15 protein-coding genes are annotated in these 15,766 nt (G+C 74.9%); 8 read left to right on the top strand and 7 right to left on the bottom strand.

Annotated elements, in window-relative coordinates:
* Window positions 1-25: 25 nt before the first annotated feature.
* Complete coding sequence (locus V1L54_RS08500) at window positions 26-850, bottom strand: maleylpyruvate isomerase family mycothiol-dependent enzyme (RefSeq protein ID WP_330117294.1); 825 nt, start codon at window positions 848-850, stop codon at window positions 26-28.
* 166 nt (window positions 851-1,016) lie between these two features.
* On the opposite strand from V1L54_RS08500, the gene V1L54_RS08495 reads away from it, so the two are divergent.
* Together V1L54_RS08495 and V1L54_RS08490 are read left to right on the top strand one after the other, a co-directional pair.
* Window positions 1,017-1,841 (top strand): carbon-nitrogen family hydrolase, encoded by an 825-nt coding sequence (locus V1L54_RS08495; RefSeq protein WP_330117293.1) that lies wholly within the window; start codon window positions 1,017-1,019, stop codon window positions 1,839-1,841.
* 88 nt (window positions 1,842-1,929) lie between these two features.
* Window positions 1,930-2,223 (top strand): YiaA/YiaB family inner membrane protein, encoded by a 294-nt coding sequence (locus tag V1L54_RS08490; RefSeq protein ID WP_330117292.1) that lies wholly within the window; start codon window positions 1,930-1,932, stop codon window positions 2,221-2,223.
* Between the two features lie 89 nt (window positions 2,224-2,312).
* Here the strand turns inward: V1L54_RS08490 and V1L54_RS08485 are convergent, their stop codons facing one another.
* Both V1L54_RS08485 and V1L54_RS08480 read right to left on the bottom strand, forming a co-directional pair.
* Window positions 2,313-3,233 carry an aldo/keto reductase gene (locus V1L54_RS08485; RefSeq protein ID WP_330117291.1) on the bottom strand — a complete coding sequence of 307 codons (921 nt, stop codon included), beginning with the start codon at window positions 3,231-3,233 and terminating at the stop codon, window positions 2,313-2,315.
* Window positions 3,230-3,787, bottom strand: a complete 558-nt coding sequence (locus V1L54_RS08480; protein ID WP_330117290.1) for a TetR/AcrR family transcriptional regulator — start codon at window positions 3,785-3,787, stop codon at window positions 3,230-3,232. Before V1L54_RS08480 ends, V1L54_RS08485 begins: the two co-directional genes overlap by 4 nt.
* Window positions 3,788-3,920: 133 nt before the next feature.
* On the opposite strand from V1L54_RS08480, the gene V1L54_RS08475 reads away from it, so the two are divergent.
* Window positions 3,921-4,967, top strand: a complete 1,047-nt coding sequence (locus V1L54_RS08475) for an endonuclease/exonuclease/phosphatase family protein (protein WP_443076543.1) — start codon at window positions 3,921-3,923, stop codon at window positions 4,965-4,967.
* 20 nt (window positions 4,968-4,987) lie between these two features.
* On the opposite strand, the gene V1L54_RS08470 is transcribed toward V1L54_RS08475, so the two are convergent.
* Both V1L54_RS08470 and V1L54_RS08465 read right to left on the bottom strand, forming a co-directional pair.
* Window positions 4,988-5,335 (bottom strand): hypothetical protein, encoded by a 348-nt coding sequence (locus V1L54_RS08470; protein WP_330117288.1) that lies wholly within the window; start codon window positions 5,333-5,335, stop codon window positions 4,988-4,990.
* Window positions 5,336-5,679: 344 nt separating this feature from the next.
* Window positions 5,680-5,943: a hypothetical protein gene (locus V1L54_RS08465; protein ID WP_330117287.1), complete on the bottom strand. Its 264-nt coding sequence runs from the start codon at window positions 5,941-5,943 to the stop codon at window positions 5,680-5,682.
* Window positions 5,944-6,172: 229 nt separating this feature from the next.
* Here V1L54_RS08465 and V1L54_RS08460 point away from each other — a divergent pair, with 229 nt between their 5' ends.
* The 5 genes from V1L54_RS08460 (at window position 6,173) to V1L54_RS08440 (ending at window position 13,699) form a co-directional block, all read left to right on the top strand.
* Window positions 6,173-6,307, top strand: a complete 135-nt coding sequence (locus V1L54_RS08460) for a hypothetical protein (RefSeq protein ID WP_330117286.1) — start codon at window positions 6,173-6,175, stop codon at window positions 6,305-6,307.
* Window positions 6,308-6,373: 66 nt separating this feature from the next.
* On the top strand, window positions 6,374-8,242 hold the full coding sequence (locus tag V1L54_RS08455) for an NHL domain-containing thioredoxin family protein (protein ID WP_330117285.1): 1,869 nt from the start codon (window positions 6,374-6,376) through the stop codon (window positions 8,240-8,242).
* Window positions 8,243-8,389: 147 nt separating this feature from the next.
* The gene (locus V1L54_RS08450) at window positions 8,390-8,965 is read left to right on the top strand and encodes a hypothetical protein (RefSeq protein WP_330117284.1); all 576 of its coding nucleotides are present in this window, start codon (window positions 8,390-8,392) and stop codon (window positions 8,963-8,965) included.
* Between the two features lie 116 nt (window positions 8,966-9,081).
* Complete coding sequence (locus V1L54_RS08445; protein WP_330117283.1) at window positions 9,082-13,029, top strand: nSTAND1 domain-containing NTPase; 3,948 nt, start codon at window positions 9,082-9,084, stop codon at window positions 13,027-13,029.
* Window positions 13,030-13,192: 163 nt separating this feature from the next.
* Window positions 13,193-13,699: an RICIN domain-containing protein gene (locus V1L54_RS08440; protein WP_330117282.1), complete on the top strand. Its 507-nt coding sequence runs from the start codon at window positions 13,193-13,195 to the stop codon at window positions 13,697-13,699.
* 190 nt (window positions 13,700-13,889) lie between these two features.
* Here V1L54_RS08440 and V1L54_RS08435 read toward each other — a convergent pair whose 3' ends face one another.
* Together V1L54_RS08435 and V1L54_RS08430 are read right to left on the bottom strand one after the other, a co-directional pair.
* Complete coding sequence (locus tag V1L54_RS08435; RefSeq protein WP_330117281.1) at window positions 13,890-14,120, bottom strand: DUF6458 family protein; 231 nt, start codon at window positions 14,118-14,120, stop codon at window positions 13,890-13,892.
* Between the two features lie 124 nt (window positions 14,121-14,244).
* Entirely contained in the window at window positions 14,245-15,549 is a 1,305-nt protein-coding gene (locus V1L54_RS08430; RefSeq protein WP_330117280.1) for a M18 family aminopeptidase, read from the bottom strand.
* Window positions 15,550-15,766: the final 217 nt, after the last annotated feature.

The raw sequence follows: 15,766 nt of genomic DNA, 5'->3' as shown, positions 1-15,766 counted from the left end.
CGGGGCCGGCGCCGGCCCTACGGCCTCACGGCGTGACGGCGAAGTGGGCGAGGATCGCGTCCGCGAGCTCCTGGTCGCCCTCGATCTTGATGCCGTCCCGCACCGCGGCGGGCCGCACCCGGCCGCAGGCCAGCCGGAAGTAGACCTCCCAGTCCATGGCCATGGTGACGGCCGGCCCCAGCGAGACGCTGGCGTCCACGGTGCCCCGGCCCTCGCCGTCGACGCGGACCGTCCGCATGAACTCCACCGGCCCGCTCACGTCGAAGACGACCGCCGAGTTCGGCGGCGCCCCGGCGTCCTTGGCGACCACCTTGGGCAGCCGCTCCAGCAGCACGTCCCGGGCGACGAGCGCGCCCGGGGAGTCCAGGTTCCCCGGCTTCCCCAGGGCCCGCCGCAGGTCCTGCTCGTGCACCCACACGTCGAACGCCCGCAGCCGCAGCGCGTTCTCCAGCGTCATCTCCACCCCGAGCGGAGACATGACCATCTTCGACGGATCGCGCTTCTCGTTCCGCAACTGGCGCGACCGGCGGATGATCGTGTACTCCAGCTCGCTGGTCATCTCCGGCGCCGTGTGGCAGCGCCGCACGTCCACCTGCACCTCGATACGGCGGCTGAGCTCGTCCTTCACGTGGAACAGGTCGCGCGGCAGGCTGTGGATCGGCCGGGGGTCGCCCAGCATCTCGCACTCCATGCCGATGATGTGCGAGACGACATCGCGGACCGACCACCCGGGGCAGGGGGTCGCGCGGTTCCACTCGCCCTCGACGAGCGGCATGACCAGCTCGGATATCGACTCGATGGAGTGGGTCCAGGCGTCGGCATAGGGCTGAAGGCTCGGGTGGTCGGTCAACGGGACCCCTCGGTACGTGCGGCAGGTGTGGGTTCGCGGACTTGGGGACTCTCAAGTTACGCTGCGCGCGGGCGGCGCGGCAGGAGTTTCGAAGGACGATCGTAGGCTGTTTTCACCCGGGTTTTCCGCCCGGGTTTGCCCCCTCGACCCCATGGACGGTGGTACGGTGCGCGCCTCTCTCATCCAGATCGCGGTGAACCAGGACGAAACGGCCGAGGAGCGCCGGGTGCGGGCCGCGGCCCTCGTCCGCGAGCAGTCCGCCGCCGACCTGGTCGTCCTGCCCGAACTGTGGACGGTCGGCGCCTTCGGCTTCGACTCCTTCGCCGCCGGGGCCGAGCCGCTGCGCGGACCCGCCGCGAAGACGGTCGCGGCGATGTCGGAGGCGGCCCGCGAGGCCCGCGTCTGGCTGCACGCCGGCTCCGTGATCGAGCGCGCCGACGAGCCCGCCGCCGATTCCTCCGGTGATCCTTCCGGCACGCCCGCCCTCTACAACACCTCCCTGGTCTTCTCCCCCGAGGGCGCCCTGGTGCGCACCTACCGCAAGATCCACCGCTTCGGCTTCGACCGGGGCGAGGCCACCCTGCTGTCCGCCGGCACCGAACCGGTCACCGCGGTCCTGCCCGACACCACCCTGGGCCTGGCCACCTGCTACGACCTGCGCTTCCCCGAACTGTTCCGGGCCCTGACCGAGGCCGGTGCCCGCACGCTGGTGATCCCGGCGGGCTGGCCCGAGCGCCGCGCCGCCCACTGGAGCCTGCTGGCCCGCGCCCGCGCCGTGGAGAACCAGGCCTACGTCCTGGCCTGCGGCACCGCGGGCACCCACGCGGGCGTGCCCCAGGCCGGCCGCAGCGCGGTCGTCGACCCCTGGGGCGAGACCCTGGCCGAGGCGTCGGACGCCGAGGAGCAGGTCGTCATGGCCGAGTTCGACCCCGCGTACGCGGACAAGGTCCGCGCCGACTTCCCGGTCCTGCGGGACCGCGTCCTGCGCTGAGCCACGCGAGCCGGTCCCGCACCCGCCCTCACCACCGCTGAGTAGCCGTACTCATGTGGTCCCGCCGGGTGCGGGCCACCCTGTGGACATGACAGCACCACAGGTACAGCGGCCCATGACCGCCGCGTTCTTCGTCCAGTCCGTGCTCTCCTTCGGCCTCTCCCTGCTGGCAGTGGGTCTCGGTGTCGCGTATCTGCCGCTGGGGCCGTGGGAGCGGGGCTTCCTGGGGCTCGGCGTCCTGTTCCTGGTCTCCTCCTCCTTCAACCTGGCCAAGGTCGTCCGGGACCGGCAGGAGTTGCAGGAGGTCACCACCCGGGTGGACAAGGCCCGCATCGACAAGCTGATCACCGAGCACGACCCGTTCGACCCGAGGAACGTCTGAGCCGTCGCCGCGCGTCATGCCGGTGGTGGATCCCGGCGCCGCCTGTCCGCCGCCGCCTGTCCGCCGCCGGGACCCACCGGAGCGGCCCGTCAGCCGAGGGCGACCTCGTTGGAGCGGGACTCGACGGCGTCGAGGGTGGCCAGGGTCGCGGCGTCGAGGGCGATCTCGCCGGCCGCCATGTTGTCCTCCAGGTGGGCGACGTCGGCGGTGCCGGGGATGGGCAGCACGTTCGGGGCGTGGTGCAGCAGCCAGGCGAGGGCGATCTGGGCGGGTGTGACGCCCAGGGACTCGGCCACGGCGCGCACCGTCGGCTCGTCGGTGACCTTGGGCACGCCCGGGAAGGCCCCGCCGATCGGGAAGAACGGCACCCAGGCGATGCCCTCGGCCGCGCACAGCTTCAGCATGTCCTCGTCATCGCGGGAGACGAGGCTGTAGGCGTTCTGCACGCAGACGATGCCGGCCGGCAGGGCGCGGCGCAGGACGTCGAGGGTGACGCAGCTCAGGCCGATCGCCCCGATCTTGCCCTCGTCGCGCAGGGCGGTCAGCACCGCGAGCTGGTCGTCGAGGTCGACGACCTGGTCGCCCTCGGGACGCAGTCCGGGACCGGAGTCCAGGCGGCGGAGGTTGACCACCGGGAGCCGGTCGACGCCGAGGCCGCGCAGGTTCTCCTCGACGCCGGCGCGCAGCTGCTCGGGCCGCTGCGCCAGACGCAGCGGCAGGGGCCCGTCCGGGTCGGGGGCGGCGCCGACCTTCGTGACCACCAGCACGTCGTCCTCGGAGCCCTCGGGGCGCAGCACCTCGCGGATCACGTCGTTGGCGAAACCGAAGCCGTAGAACTCGGCGGTGTCCACATGGTCGACGCCCAGTTCGACCGCGCGGCGCAGCAGTGCGACGGCCTCGTCGCGGCGGTCGCGCAGGCGCTCGAGCTGTAGCGCGCCGTAGCCGATCCGGAGGACGGTGCGGTCGGCAAGCGGGGCGGTCGGGGCGGCGGGGGTGGCAGGGGGGTTCAAGACGCTGTCTCCTCGGTGGGGTAACGCAGGGCGGTGTGCAGCAGTTCGGCCAGGTAGAGCGACATCACCCGGTGGGCGATCGGGACGGCGTGCTCCCGGGCTCCGGCCGGCTCGTGGTGCTCGACCTTGACCAGCCATGCCGTGACGCAGTCGTGCAGCATCGCGCGCATCCGGTCCGTCATGTCGACGACGACCTCGCGGATGGCCGGGTCGGTGGTCGCCTCGCCCCAGGTCTGCACGCCGACCCGGGCGGCGGCAGGGTCGATCGCGGCGACGAGGCGGGCCAGCAGTTCGTCGGGGTCGGGCGGGGTGTCGGCGGCCGCGTACTCGCCGAGGACCTCGGCGTGCCTGGCGAGCACCGCCCGGGTGGCGGTCCGGACCAGGTCGGCCTTGTTGCGGTAGTGCGTGTAGATCGACCCGGCCGAGAGCCCGGACTCCGCCGTGATCTCGGCGATCGAGGTCCGCTCCAGCCCGTTGCGGCTGAAGCAGCGCACGGCGGCGTCGGCGATCTGGGCGCGCCTGAGCTCCTTGCGTGCGTCAGTGAGCCGTGGCACCGCGCCTCCCGTAAAAAGAACCGCTGCTCTATTTGTCGGCAGCCTATAACAGAATGATCGTTCTCTTTGTGATGAGTGCATCCCGCACGGAAAGGCTCGGCCGACGGCAACCGCCCGCCCGCCGCCGTACGTCATGCTGGAGGCGAGCGGCGAAAGGGAGCACGTGGCACGGGTACGACGGGTCCGCGCGGCCCTGCGGCGGCGGTGGGGGACGGACGACCGGGGCCGGACGGCCTGGGGGCGCGGCCGGATCGCCGCCGCGGTCGCCGCGGCGGTCGCCGCCGTGACGGCGCTGCACTCCCTCGTCCCGAACGCCCTGCTCGGCCTCGGCAGCCTGCTGGAGACCTTCCTGCCGTGGACGGGCCTGGCCGTTCCCGTCCTGCTGGCCGTGGCGCTGCTGCGCCGCTCGGCGCTCGCACTGGTGGCGCTGCTGCTGCCCACGGCCGTCTGGCTCGGCCTCTTCCACGGCGCCCTGGCGGGCACCGCCCCGGAGCCGGCACCCGGGGCCGCCCGTCTCACCGTCGTCCAGCACAACGTCGGCGACGTGAACCCCGGCCCCCGCGCCGCCGCCCGCACCCTGGCCGGGGCCGGGCCCGACCTCGTCGCCCTCCAGGAGGTCGTCCCCGCCACCCGGTCCGCCTACGAGACGGAGCTGGCCCCGGACCTCCCCCACCACGCGGTCGTCGGCACCGTCGGCCTGTGGTCGCGGTACCCGCTGACGGACGTCCGGCAGCTCGACATCCGCCCCCCGGGCATCGGTCCCGACTGGAACCGGGGGCTGCGCGCCACCGTCCGCACCCCGCACGGCGGGATCACCGTCCACGTCGTCCACCTGCCCTCGGTCCGCGTCCGGGCGGGCGGCTTCGACACCGAGCGGCGCGACGAGAGCGCGAAGCTGCTGGGCGCGGCCCTGCGCGCGGAGGAGTCGCCGCGGGTGCTGGTGCTGGGCGACCTCAACGCCCCCCTGGACGACCGCGGCCTCGACCCCGTCCTGGACCGGCTCGACCCGCTCGACGAGGCCGCCGCGGACGGCTTCGCCTTCAGCTGGCCCGCGTCCTTCCCCGTCGCCCGCATCGACCACGTCCTGGCCCGCGGCGCGACGGTCACCCGCCTGCGCACCCTGCCCGCCACGGGCAGCGACCACCTGCCGGTCGTGGCCCGCGTGGCGGTCCCGTCCTGACGCCCGGGGCGGGGGGCCGGTCAGTGGCCTCCCTGGTTCCTGACGCACGGGCCCGTGCCGGGCTGGGGTTCGATGTAACGGCCGTGCACCCTGACGGTCAGCTCGTCCTCCGACACGTTCCCCGACACGCACGCGTCCCCGGTGTAGACGCTGTAGAACCCGTGGCCGGTGTGGACGCCGTGCTCCTCCCCGCAGCCGAGCCGGTCCAGTGCCGCCGTGATCCGTTCGTCGCCGAGATCGCCCTCCTCCCGGACCTTCTCCAGCTCCTTCCGGACGAGCTCGGCCGACGCCTCGCCCCGGGCGCGGTTCTCGGGGCTCAGCGGCGCCTGCATGCGGTAGGCGTGGTTGTCGAGGTAGTTGGGCGGCATGTCCTCGCGCACCTCCGGCCGCCCGCCGTCCGCGCCCGGCGCGGAGGTGGACGGGGACGGCGGGACCGGAGGCACCTCGGCGGCCTGCGCGCACTTCGGCGGGGGAGAGGAGGAAGCCGAGGGGGACGGCAAGGACGGCGAGGGACTCGCCGGCCCTGCCTGTCCGGCCCGCTCGTCGCCGCACGCGGCCACGGTGAGCGCGAGGAGGACGGCTGCCGCAGTCGTACGTCCGACGGGTGTGAGTACGGATGAACGCACGGGCAGGAGTCTCCCGGCCCGGACCGCGGGCGTCATGAGTGCGGGTACTCACTCCCAGCCGTCCCGCGGGGACGCCGAACGACCGGTCATCCCCCCGTGGGCGGCTGGGGCTTGTAGGGAAGGACCCAGAGGTTCCAGTACGGGGCCTCCCACTTGCAGTAGAAGTTCTGATACCCCTGGGAGAGGTAGTACAGGCCGTCCTGTTCGCACGCCCGGTAGTCCCGCCACCCGCCGACCTCGCGGTAGCCCCAGTGGTCGATCTCGTCGGCGGACGCCGAGCCCGTGGCCAGCGGGATGACGACTGCCGCGATGCCGGCAGCGGCGGCGACACGGGAACGCCACGACTTCATGCGTCTCTCCTTGTACGGACGGAGCCGGGACCTGAGATGCCGGCCGTCGGCCCTCCGGTCGGTGTAGTGGTGTACAGGAGGGAGGACGGAAGAACCATGTCGCCGGTTCATCGCGCGCGAGGAGTCGGCGAACACGCGCCGGGCCGACGTGCACCCGCCGTGAGCAGGCCGCACGGACGAGCGCATGCGGAGAGCCCCCGGCACCGGGCCGTAAGCATCGTGAGGGCGGATGCCCGTCTCTGGCCGCTGGTGGTCCGTCGGCCTCCTCGTCGGCTCGCGGCCGTCTGGGCCGGGGCCGGACCGGGCCCGTGACCGCCGCATCACCGCGGCCCTGCGCCGCGTCGACCGGCGCTTCCGCCGCTGACGCGTCCGGCACCGTTCCGGCCACCGCGCCCGCGGTCTCCACCGGGCGCGGTGGCAGGATGGACGGATGGCGAAACGCGTACGTGTCCGGGCTCCCGAGCTGGTCGGGGCGGGCGGCTGGCTCAACACCGGCGGCAGGGAACTGTCCCTGGCGGACCTCCGGGGCCGCATTGCGATCTTGGATTTCTGGACGTTCTGCTGCATCAACTGCCTGCATGTCATCGACGAGTTGAGGGAGCTGGAGGAGAAGCACCGCGACACCGTCGTGGTGATCGGCGTGCACTCGCCGAAGTTCGTCCACGAGGCCGACCACGCGGCCGTCGTCGACGCCGTCGAGCGCTACGGGGTGCACCACCCCGTGCTGGACGACCCCGAGCTGGCCACCTGGAAGCAGTACGCGGTACGCGCCTGGCCGACCCTCGTCGTCATCGACCCCGAGGGCTACGTCGTCGCCCAGCACGCGGGCGAGGGCCATGTCCACGCCATCGAGAAGCTGGTGGCGGAGCTGGCGGCCGAGCACGCCGCCAAGGGCACGCTGCGGCGCGGCGAGGGGCCGTACGTGCCGCCGGAGCCGGAGCCCACCGACCTGCGCTTCCCCGGCAAGGCGCTCGTCCTGCCGACCGGGAACGTGCTGGTCAGCGACACCACCCGGCACCAGTTGGTGGAGCTGGAGCCGGACGGCGAGACCGTCGTGCGGCGTGTCGGCGACGGGGAGCGCGGACTGGTGGACGGTCCGGCGGGCAAGGCGCGGTTCAGCGAGCCGCAGGGCCTGGCGCTGCTCCCGGACGGCCGGGTCGTCGTCGCCGACACCGTCAACCACGCGCTGCGGGCGTACGACCCGGCCGGCGGCGAGGTGAGCACGCTGGCCGGAACGGGCCGCCAGTGGTGGCAGGGCTCGCCCGTCTCCGGCCCGGCGCGCGAGGTGGACCTGTCCTCGCCGTGGGACGTGGCCTGGTGGGCGGACCGGCTGTGGATCGCGATGGCCGGGGTCCACCAGCTCTGGGCGTACGACCCGGCCGCCGGCACCGTGTCCGTCGCGGCGGGCACCACCAACGAGGGTCTGGTGGACGGCCCGGCCGGCGAGGCGTGGTTCGCGCAGCCGTCCGGGCTGGCGGCGGACGGCGAACGGCTGTGGGTGGCCGATTCCGAGACCTCGGCCCTGCGGTGGGTCGAGCGCGACGGCGGCGGCGACGAGGGAGACGGTGACGGCTTCACCGTCCGTACGGCCGTCGGCACCGGCCTGTTCGACTTCGGCCACCGCGACGGCCCGGCCGCACAGGCGCTGCTCCAGCACCCGCTGGGCGTCACCGTCCTGCCGGACGGCTCGGTGGCGGTGTGCGACACCTACAACCACGCGCTGCGCCGCTACGACCCGGCCACCGGCGAGGTCGCCACGCTCGCCACGGATCTGCGCGAGCCGTCGGGGGCGGTCCTCGCCGGTGACGACATCCTCGTCGTGGAGTCCGCCCGGCACCGGCTGACCCGGCTGCGGCTGCCGGAGGAGGCGGTACGCGTCGAGGCCGTCGCCCACCGCACCCGGCGCGAGGCCACCGAGGTGGCGCCGGGGCGGCTGCGGCTGGACGTGGTCTTCCAGGCCCCGCCCGGCCAGAAGCTCGACGTCCGGTACGGCCCGGCCACCCGGCTGCTGGTCAGCGCCACCCCGCCGGAGCTGCTGGCGGACGGCGCGGGCCAGGGCACCGAGCTGACCCGCGAACTGGTGCTCGCGGACACCCTCGGCGGCGGTGCGGCCGAGGGCGTGCTGCACGTCTCGGCGATGGCGGCCTCCTGCGACGACGACCCGGACGTCGAGTACCCGGCCTGCCATGTCCACCAGCAGGACTGGGGTGTGCCGGTCCGTGTCACCCCGGACGGGGCGGCCCGGCTGCCGCTGGTCCTGGCGGGGCTGGACGGCGAGGAGGCGCGGGAGGCGGAGTAGGCGGGGCAGGGGGCGGCGGGTTTCCCCGTTTCCCGTCGGGCAGGTGGGACGGGAAACCCCTGTTCCCCCTGCCCGGGGATGCCGAAGCTCGGATCGGCGGAGCCGGACACCGCTCCGCGCCGACCACGAGCTTCCCGGAGAGTCACCATGTCGTGGCAGAAGACCACCCGCTGGTTCCTCGCGGCCCTGACCACCGTCGTACTGGCGGCCCCGACCGCCCCGGCGGTGCAGACCGCCGCCGCCGCTCCCGCCGTCCGGTCGGTCCAGGCCGTCCAGGCCGCGCCGGCGGCACCCCCGATCACCCGGGCCCGGGTGCTGGAGCGGGCGAGGACCTGGCTGACCGCCGACAACGGCCGGCCCGTCCCCTACAGCCAGAACAGGTACTGGTCCGACGGCTACCGGCAGGACTGCTCGGGGTACGCATCGATGGCCCTGGGGCTGCCCGCGCCGGGCCCCAACACCGTCAAGCTCAGGAACGACGGCTGGACCCGCCGGATCGCCATGCACGAACTCGCCCCCGGCGACCTCGTCATCAAGGCGGACAGCAACGACCCCGACCAGCGCCATGTGGTGATCTTCGACGGCTGGGTGGACGGCTCCCGCACCGCCTACAACTCCTACGAGCAGGCCGGCGGGGCCGGCACCCGCTGGAAGCGGCACTCCTACGGGGTGAGCGGCCGGGACGGCTACCACGCGTACCGTCCCGTGAACATCACCGGCTGACGCCGGGGCACTCTCCCGTACCGCTTCACCCGGAAGAGTGCCGTACGGCACCCGAAACGGTCACCGTCCCCCGGCTTCCCGCACCGGGTGCCCGGCCGTCCCTAGCCTCCGCCGTCATGAGGGGTACCGAGGAACCCGGTTTCGGCGCCGAGCTGCGGCGGCTGCGCAACGAGGCCGGCATCTCGCTGAAGGCGCTGGCCGACCGGGTGCACTACAGCAAGGGCTACCTGAGCAAGATCGAGAACGGTGAGAAGCCCCCCACCCGGGACGTGGCGCGCAGCTGCGACGCGGTGCTGCGGACGGGCGGGGCACTGGCCGCTCTCGTCCCCGAGCAGCCCGGACAGCCCGGGGGCCGCCGACGGGGGGCGGCCTCCGGGCCCGTGCCGGACGAGGACGTGTGCCCCTATCGGGGGCTGGCCCCGTACGGCCCGGGGGACGCCCGCTGGTTCTTCGGCCGGGACCGGGCCACCGCCGTACTGACGCAGCGGCTGGCCGAACGGCTGGACGGCGGCGGCCCGCTGGCCGTCGTCGCCCCCTCCGGCGCGGGCAAGTCCTCGCTGCTGGGCGCCGGACTCGTGCCCACCCTGCGTTCCGGGGCGCTGCCCGGGTCGCGGCACTGGCCGGTGGTCGTGTGCACGCCCACCGCCCGGCCGCTGCGCACGCTGGCCGCGCACCTCGGCGCGGCACTGGGCCGGGAGGTGCCGCTCCTCCCGGCGGACGGCCCGGACGGGGAAGCCGCCACCGCCGCGGCGGTGCGGCGGGTGCGGGCGGCCCTGCGGGCCCGGGCCCCGGAGCGGGACACCGCGGGCGACCGGCTGGTCGTCGTGGTCGACCAGTTCGAGGAGGTCTTCACCCACTGCGCGGACGAGGCCGAGCGCGCCGCCTTCCTGCGGCTCCTGTGCGCGCTGGCCGGGCAGGAACCGGACGGCGCCGCCGACGTCCCCGCGGACACCGCGGCGGCCGGTGCCGCGCCCGGCGGGACCCCCTGCGCCCCGGGCGCCCCGGGCGCCCCGGGCGCCCCGGGCGCTCTTGTGGTTCTCGGCCTCCGGGCGGACTTCTACGGCCGCTGCCTGGCCCATCCGCGGCTCGTCCCGGCACTGTCGCAGGGCCTGTTCGTGCTGCGGCCCCTTTCCCCCGCCCAGTTGCGCGAGGCCGTCACCGAACCGGCCCGGGTCGCCGGTCTCACCCTGGAACCGGGCCTGCCGGAGCTCGTCCTGCGCGATCTGGGCGTGGCCACCGGCACCGGACAGGACGCCGGAGGCGGCCCGGCCGCCGGTTCCGGCGGCTGCGCCCCCGGCGTGCTGCCGCTGCTCTCGCACGCGTTGCTGGCGACCTGGCAGCAGCGCCGGGACGGGGTGCTGACCGTGGCCGGCTACGAGCTCACCGGCGGTCTGCACGGTGCGGTGCGCACCACGGCGGAACGCGCCTACGCCGGTCTCGGCCCGGCGGGCCGGCAGGCGGCCCGCCGGCTCCTGCTGCGGCTGGTGCGCATCGGTGAGGAGACCGGGGAGACTCGCCGCCGCTGCGACCGGGAGCGGCTCCTGGAGCGCTTCCCCGACCGCGCGGCCGCCTCCGCCGTGGTGGACGTCTTCGTCCGGGCCCGGCTGCTCACCGCCGACGCCGACACCATCGAGATCAGCCACGAGGCACTGCTGCGGGCCTGGCCACGGCTGCGCGGCTGGATCGCCGAGGACCGGGCCGGGCTGCTCGTCCACCAGCGGCTCACCGAGGCCGCCCGGGCGTGGGAGCGCGAGGGGCGCGACCCCGCGGCCCTCTACCGCGGCACCCGGCTGGACGCCCTGCGGGAGTGGGCGGCCGAGGAGGACCACCGGGCCGGACTCGACGCGCTGGAGACGGTGTTCCTGGCCGAGAGCGAGCGGCAGCGGGAGCGGGAGGACCGCGCCCGGCGGCGGCAGGCCCGGCGGCGGCGGCATCTGGTCACGGCCCTGACGGTGCTGCTCGTCTTCTCCCTCGCCGCCGGCGGCCTGGCCTTCCACCAGTGGCGTACGGTCACCGAGCAGCGCCGTGCCGCCCTGGCCCTGTCGCTGGCGGAACGGTCCGCCCGGTTGGCGACCGGGCAGCCCGAGGCCTCGCTGCTGCTGGCCTACGAGGCCCACCGGCTGCGTCCCGGCCCCGAGACCCGGGGCGCACTGCTCAGCACCCAGATCCAGCGCTTCGCCGGGCGCCTCGGCACCGGGTCCGTACCCGTCAACGCGGTGGCGTACGGGCGGGGCGGGCGGATCGTGGCGGCGGGCGGGAACGACGGCGCCGTACGCCTGTGGGACACCCGCACCCGGACCGTCACGGCGACGCTCCGGGGGAGCGGGAGGCCGGTCGTCTCCCTGGCTTTCCACCCCGGTGGCCGCGCCCTGGCGGTGGGCGGCCGGGACGGCGCGGTCCGGCTGTGGGAGGTGGGCGCCGCGGGGCGCGTCCGGTCCGCGGGGCCGTCCGCCGTCCTGACCGTGCCCGGACTGGACCGGGCCGTCGTCGCGTTCTCCCCCGACGGGCGGACCGTGGCGGTGGGCGGCGCCGAGGGCGACCGCGGCACGGTGCGGCTGTGGGAACCGGGCGGGCCCGGCCGCCCGGCGGTGCTGCGGACGGACGGCCCGGTCCGGGCGGTGGCGTTCTCCCCCGGCGGGGGGACCGTGGCGGCGGGCGGCGCCGGCGGTGCCGTACGGCTGTGGGACACCCGCACCCGCCGGGCGGTGCGGGACCTCCGGGTCACCGGCCTGGTCAACGCGCTGGCGTTCGGTGCCGGCGGCCGTGCCCTGGCCGCCGGCGGCGACGCCCGGGCCGTCACGCTGTGGGACACGGCGCGGGGCAGGCCGACGGCCACCCTCCGGGGCCACGGCGACGACGTGAACGGGCTGGCGTTCCACCCCTCGCGCGCGATCCTGGCCTCGGCCGGCGGCGACGGCACGGTCCGGCTGTGGGACACCGCCTCCCGGGCGCCGCTCACCGTCCTCCACGGCCACAGCGACTACGTGCTGTCGGTCGCCTTCGCCCCGGACGGCCGCACCCTGGCCACCGGCAGTTTCGACCACACGGTGGCGCTGTGGAACCTGGCCGGGTCCTCCCGGACGGACCGGAGCGGCATCCGGGTGTCGGCCGTGGCCTTCGCCCCCGGCGGGGACACGCTGGCGCTGGGCGGCGACGACGGCACGGTGGTGCTGTGGCGGTTCGCCGATCCCGGTCCCGCAGCGTCCGACCTGACCCTGACCGGGCACCGCGGCAGGGTGCGCGACGTGGTGTTCAGCCGGGACGGGCGGCTGGTGGCCACGGCGGGCGAGGACGGTACGGCGCGGCTGTGGGACGCCGCGAGCGGCCGGGAGCTGAGGAGACTCACCCGGCATCGCGGCACCGTCTTCGCCGTCGCCTTCGACCGTGACACGCGGCGGGTGGCCACGGCCGGTGACGACCGCACGGCGCGGCTGTGGGACGTCGGCAGCGGCCGGGAGCTGCGGCGGCTCACCGGCCACACGGACTTCGTCAACGGGGTGGCGTTCAGTCCCGACGGGGAGACGGTGGCCACGGCGAGCGACGACCGCACGGTCCGGCTGTGGGACACCGCGAACGGCCGGGAGAGGGGAGAACTCACCGGTCACGCCGGAGCGGTGTGGGCGGTGGCGTTCAGCCCCGACGGCCGCACCCTGGCCACGGCCGGCAACGACCGTACGGCGCGGCTGTGGGACGTGGCGGGCCGGCGGCAGACGGGCGGGCCGCTGACCGCGCACACCGGCGCGGTGCGCTCGCTCGAGTTCGGCCGGGACGGGAAGACCCTCGCCACCGGCGGCTTCGACCACACGGTCCGGCTGTGGCGGGTGCGCGACCGCCGGGAGACGGCCGTCCTCACCGGGCACCCCGACGCGGTGCAGGACGTGGCGTTCAGCCGGGACGGCCGCACCCTGGCCTCCGTGGACGCCGACGGCACGGTCCAGTTGTGGGATCCCGACGTGGGCCGGGCGGCCGCCCGGGCGTGCCGGGTGCTCGGCGACACCGACCTCGCCCGGCTGCGCCGCCTCGTCCCGGACCTCCCGCCGCACCGCGGCTGCGAGGGCGGCTGAGGCAGCGGCCGGGACGGTGCCCCGGATTCCCCGGGGCTTCCGGGGGTTTCCCGGGTTTCCCCTGGTCGGAGGGGTCGGGGAAACGCTTTTCAGGCCCTCTGTCCGGCGCGAATGATCGGAGCAGGCGCGATCGCGCCGATCCGACACACCCACGGAGGACACCATGAGTACAGAGCGCTTCCTCGACCGCCGCACCGTCCGGCGCGCACTGGTCCCGGGCCTGGCGACCCTCGCCCTCGCTACCGCGGGTGCCACGGCGGTCGAGGCGACCCCCCGTCAGGAGGCCGGCACGTTTCAGGCGCGGGTCCAGACGTTCAAGAACGACGCCACCCGGCGGTGTCTGGACGACCACGGCGGGCCGGGGAACCTGCGGACCTTCCCGTGCAACAACTCGCGCTTCCAGCAGTGGGAGGTCTTCGACGCGGGCAATCGCCGGATCCTGAAGAACGTGGCGACCCGGCGGTGTCTGGACGACCACGGTGGGCCGGGGAACCTGCGGACCTTCCCGTGCAACAACTCGCGCTTCCAGCAGTGGGAGGTGGGCCGGTACCGGGGCGGTGCCATCCAGCTCAGGAGCGCCGCGACCCGGCGGTGTCTGGATGACCACGGCGGACTGGGGAACCTGCGGACCTTCCCGTGCAACTGGCAGCACTACCAGGCCTGGCGGTGAGCGGCGGCCGGGCGGACCACCCGGCCGGACAGGCGTCCTGAGCCGTCGTCGGACACGCGGGGGCGCACACGCCGACGCGGCCCGGTCGTCCTCTCGGTGACCGGGCCGCGCCGGGATTCCGAATCCGCTCTCCGCTGTGCCTCGCCTGTGCATGTGCCTGTACCTGCTCCGGGGAGTGCTCCCCGGAGCGTCAGGTGTACCACTGGTGGCGGTGGTTCTCCTCGACGACCGGGGCCGCGGGGCTCGGCGGCTGCACGCGGCGGCGCTTGAAGATGCTCACGTACGAGGCCAGTCCGATGAAGCCGACCGCCATCAGGATCAGGCCGACCACATCGAGGTTGACACCCGAGATGTCCAGGCTCACTGCGAAGGTGAGGATCGCACCCACTGCGATCAGTACGATGGTCAGTGCCATCCCCATGGGTAACCGCCTCCGTCCGGCTGGCTTGTGATGGCTCGTTCAACGAGCCGGATACCCCCGTACGGCCTGGGCATTCGGAGCACGCGCCGGGCCGGGGCGCCGGAGGCCGCCGTCCGGCCGCCGGTCAGCCGGTGAGGAACGCCGTCAGGGCGTTCGCCAGCAGGTGCGGGTCGTCGGCGCCGCACAGCTCCCGGGCGGAGTGCATCGACAGGATCGCCACTCCGATGTCCACGGTGGTGATGCCGTGCCGGGCCGCCGTGATGGGGCCGATCGTGGTGCCGCAGGGCATGGCGTTGTTGGAGACGAAGGACTGCCAGGGCACCCCGGCCCGCTCGCAGGCCGCCGCGAAGACCGCGCGGCCGGTGCCGTCGGTGGCGTAGCGCTGGTTGACGTTGACCTTCAGGATCGGGCCGCGGTTGGGCATCGGGTGGTGCCCCGGGTCGTGGCGCTCGGCGTAGTTGGGGTGCACGGCGTGGCCGGTGTCCGAGGACATGCAGACGGTGCCGGCGTACGCCCGCGCGCGGTCCTCCAGGGTGCCGCCGCGCGCCAGGACCGAGCGCTCCAGCACGGTGCCCAGCAGCGGGCCCTCGGCACCGGTGTCGGACTGGCTGCCGTTCTCCTCGTGGTCGAAGGCGGCCAGCACGGGGACGTACGGCAGGGCGCCACCGGTCTCCCGGTCGTGTGCCGCGGCGGCCGTCAGCGCCGCCGTACCGGCGTGGACGGACAGCAGGTTGTCCATGCGCGGCCCGGCGAGCAGCTCGCGGTCGCGGCCGAGGTAGGCGGGCGGTTCGACGGGGTGGACCATCAGGTCCCAGCCGGTGACGTCCGCGGCGTCCAGTCCGGCCTCGGCGGCGAGGAAGTCGATCAGCTCGCCCTCGCGCGGCTCGCCCAGGCCCCACACGGGGGTCATGTGGCGCTGCCGGTCCAGTTTCAGGCCGTTGTTGGCCTCCCGGTCCAGGTGGATGGCGAGCTGCGGGACGCGCAGCAGCGGGCGGTCCACGTTCACCAGGTGGGCGGTGCCGTCGCGCAGGACCAGCCGGCCGGCCAGGCCCAGGTCGCGGTCGAGCCAGGTGTTGAGCAGGGTGCCGCCGTAGATCTCGACGGCCACCTGGCGCCAGCCGGCCGCGCCGGTGTCCGGGACGGGCTTGACCCGCAGGGTCGGGGAGTCGGTGTGCGCGCCGACGATCCGGAAGGGGGTGGCGGGGGAGGCGCCCTCGGGCACGTACCAGGCGATGACCGCGCCGCCGCGCAGCACGTACCGGCCGCCGCTTCCGCCGTCCCAGGCGTCGCTCTCGGCGAGCTGCCGGAAACCGGCCTTCTCCAGCCGCTCGGCGGCGGTCGCCACCGCGTGGTACGGGGTGGGCGAGGCCGTCAGGAAGGACACCAGGTCGTCGGTGTGTCCGCGGTCGAAGCGGCTGGGAGTGCTCATGGGCCACAGCATACGAACGGGGCCGTGCGGACGCGCAGGGGCTCGGCGCCCGGGCGGGGCGGGCGGGAGCGGATACGAGTGCGGGGCTTCGTTCCCCCCAGACCTGGGAACGAAGCCCCGCACCGCCGGGGGGCCCCCCCCGGGGGGGGGGGGCCCCCACGCCGCTTCCGGCATACTCGACCGGGTGAGCCTGCTTCCCGAGATCCGTACCCTGCCC

The organism is Streptomyces rubellus, assembly GCF_036323805.1.
Lineage (GTDB): Bacteria > Actinomycetota > Actinomycetes > Streptomycetales > Streptomycetaceae > Streptomyces.
Note: the sequence above shows the minus strand (reverse complement) of the source record. Positions and strands in the feature narration are given on the sequence as shown.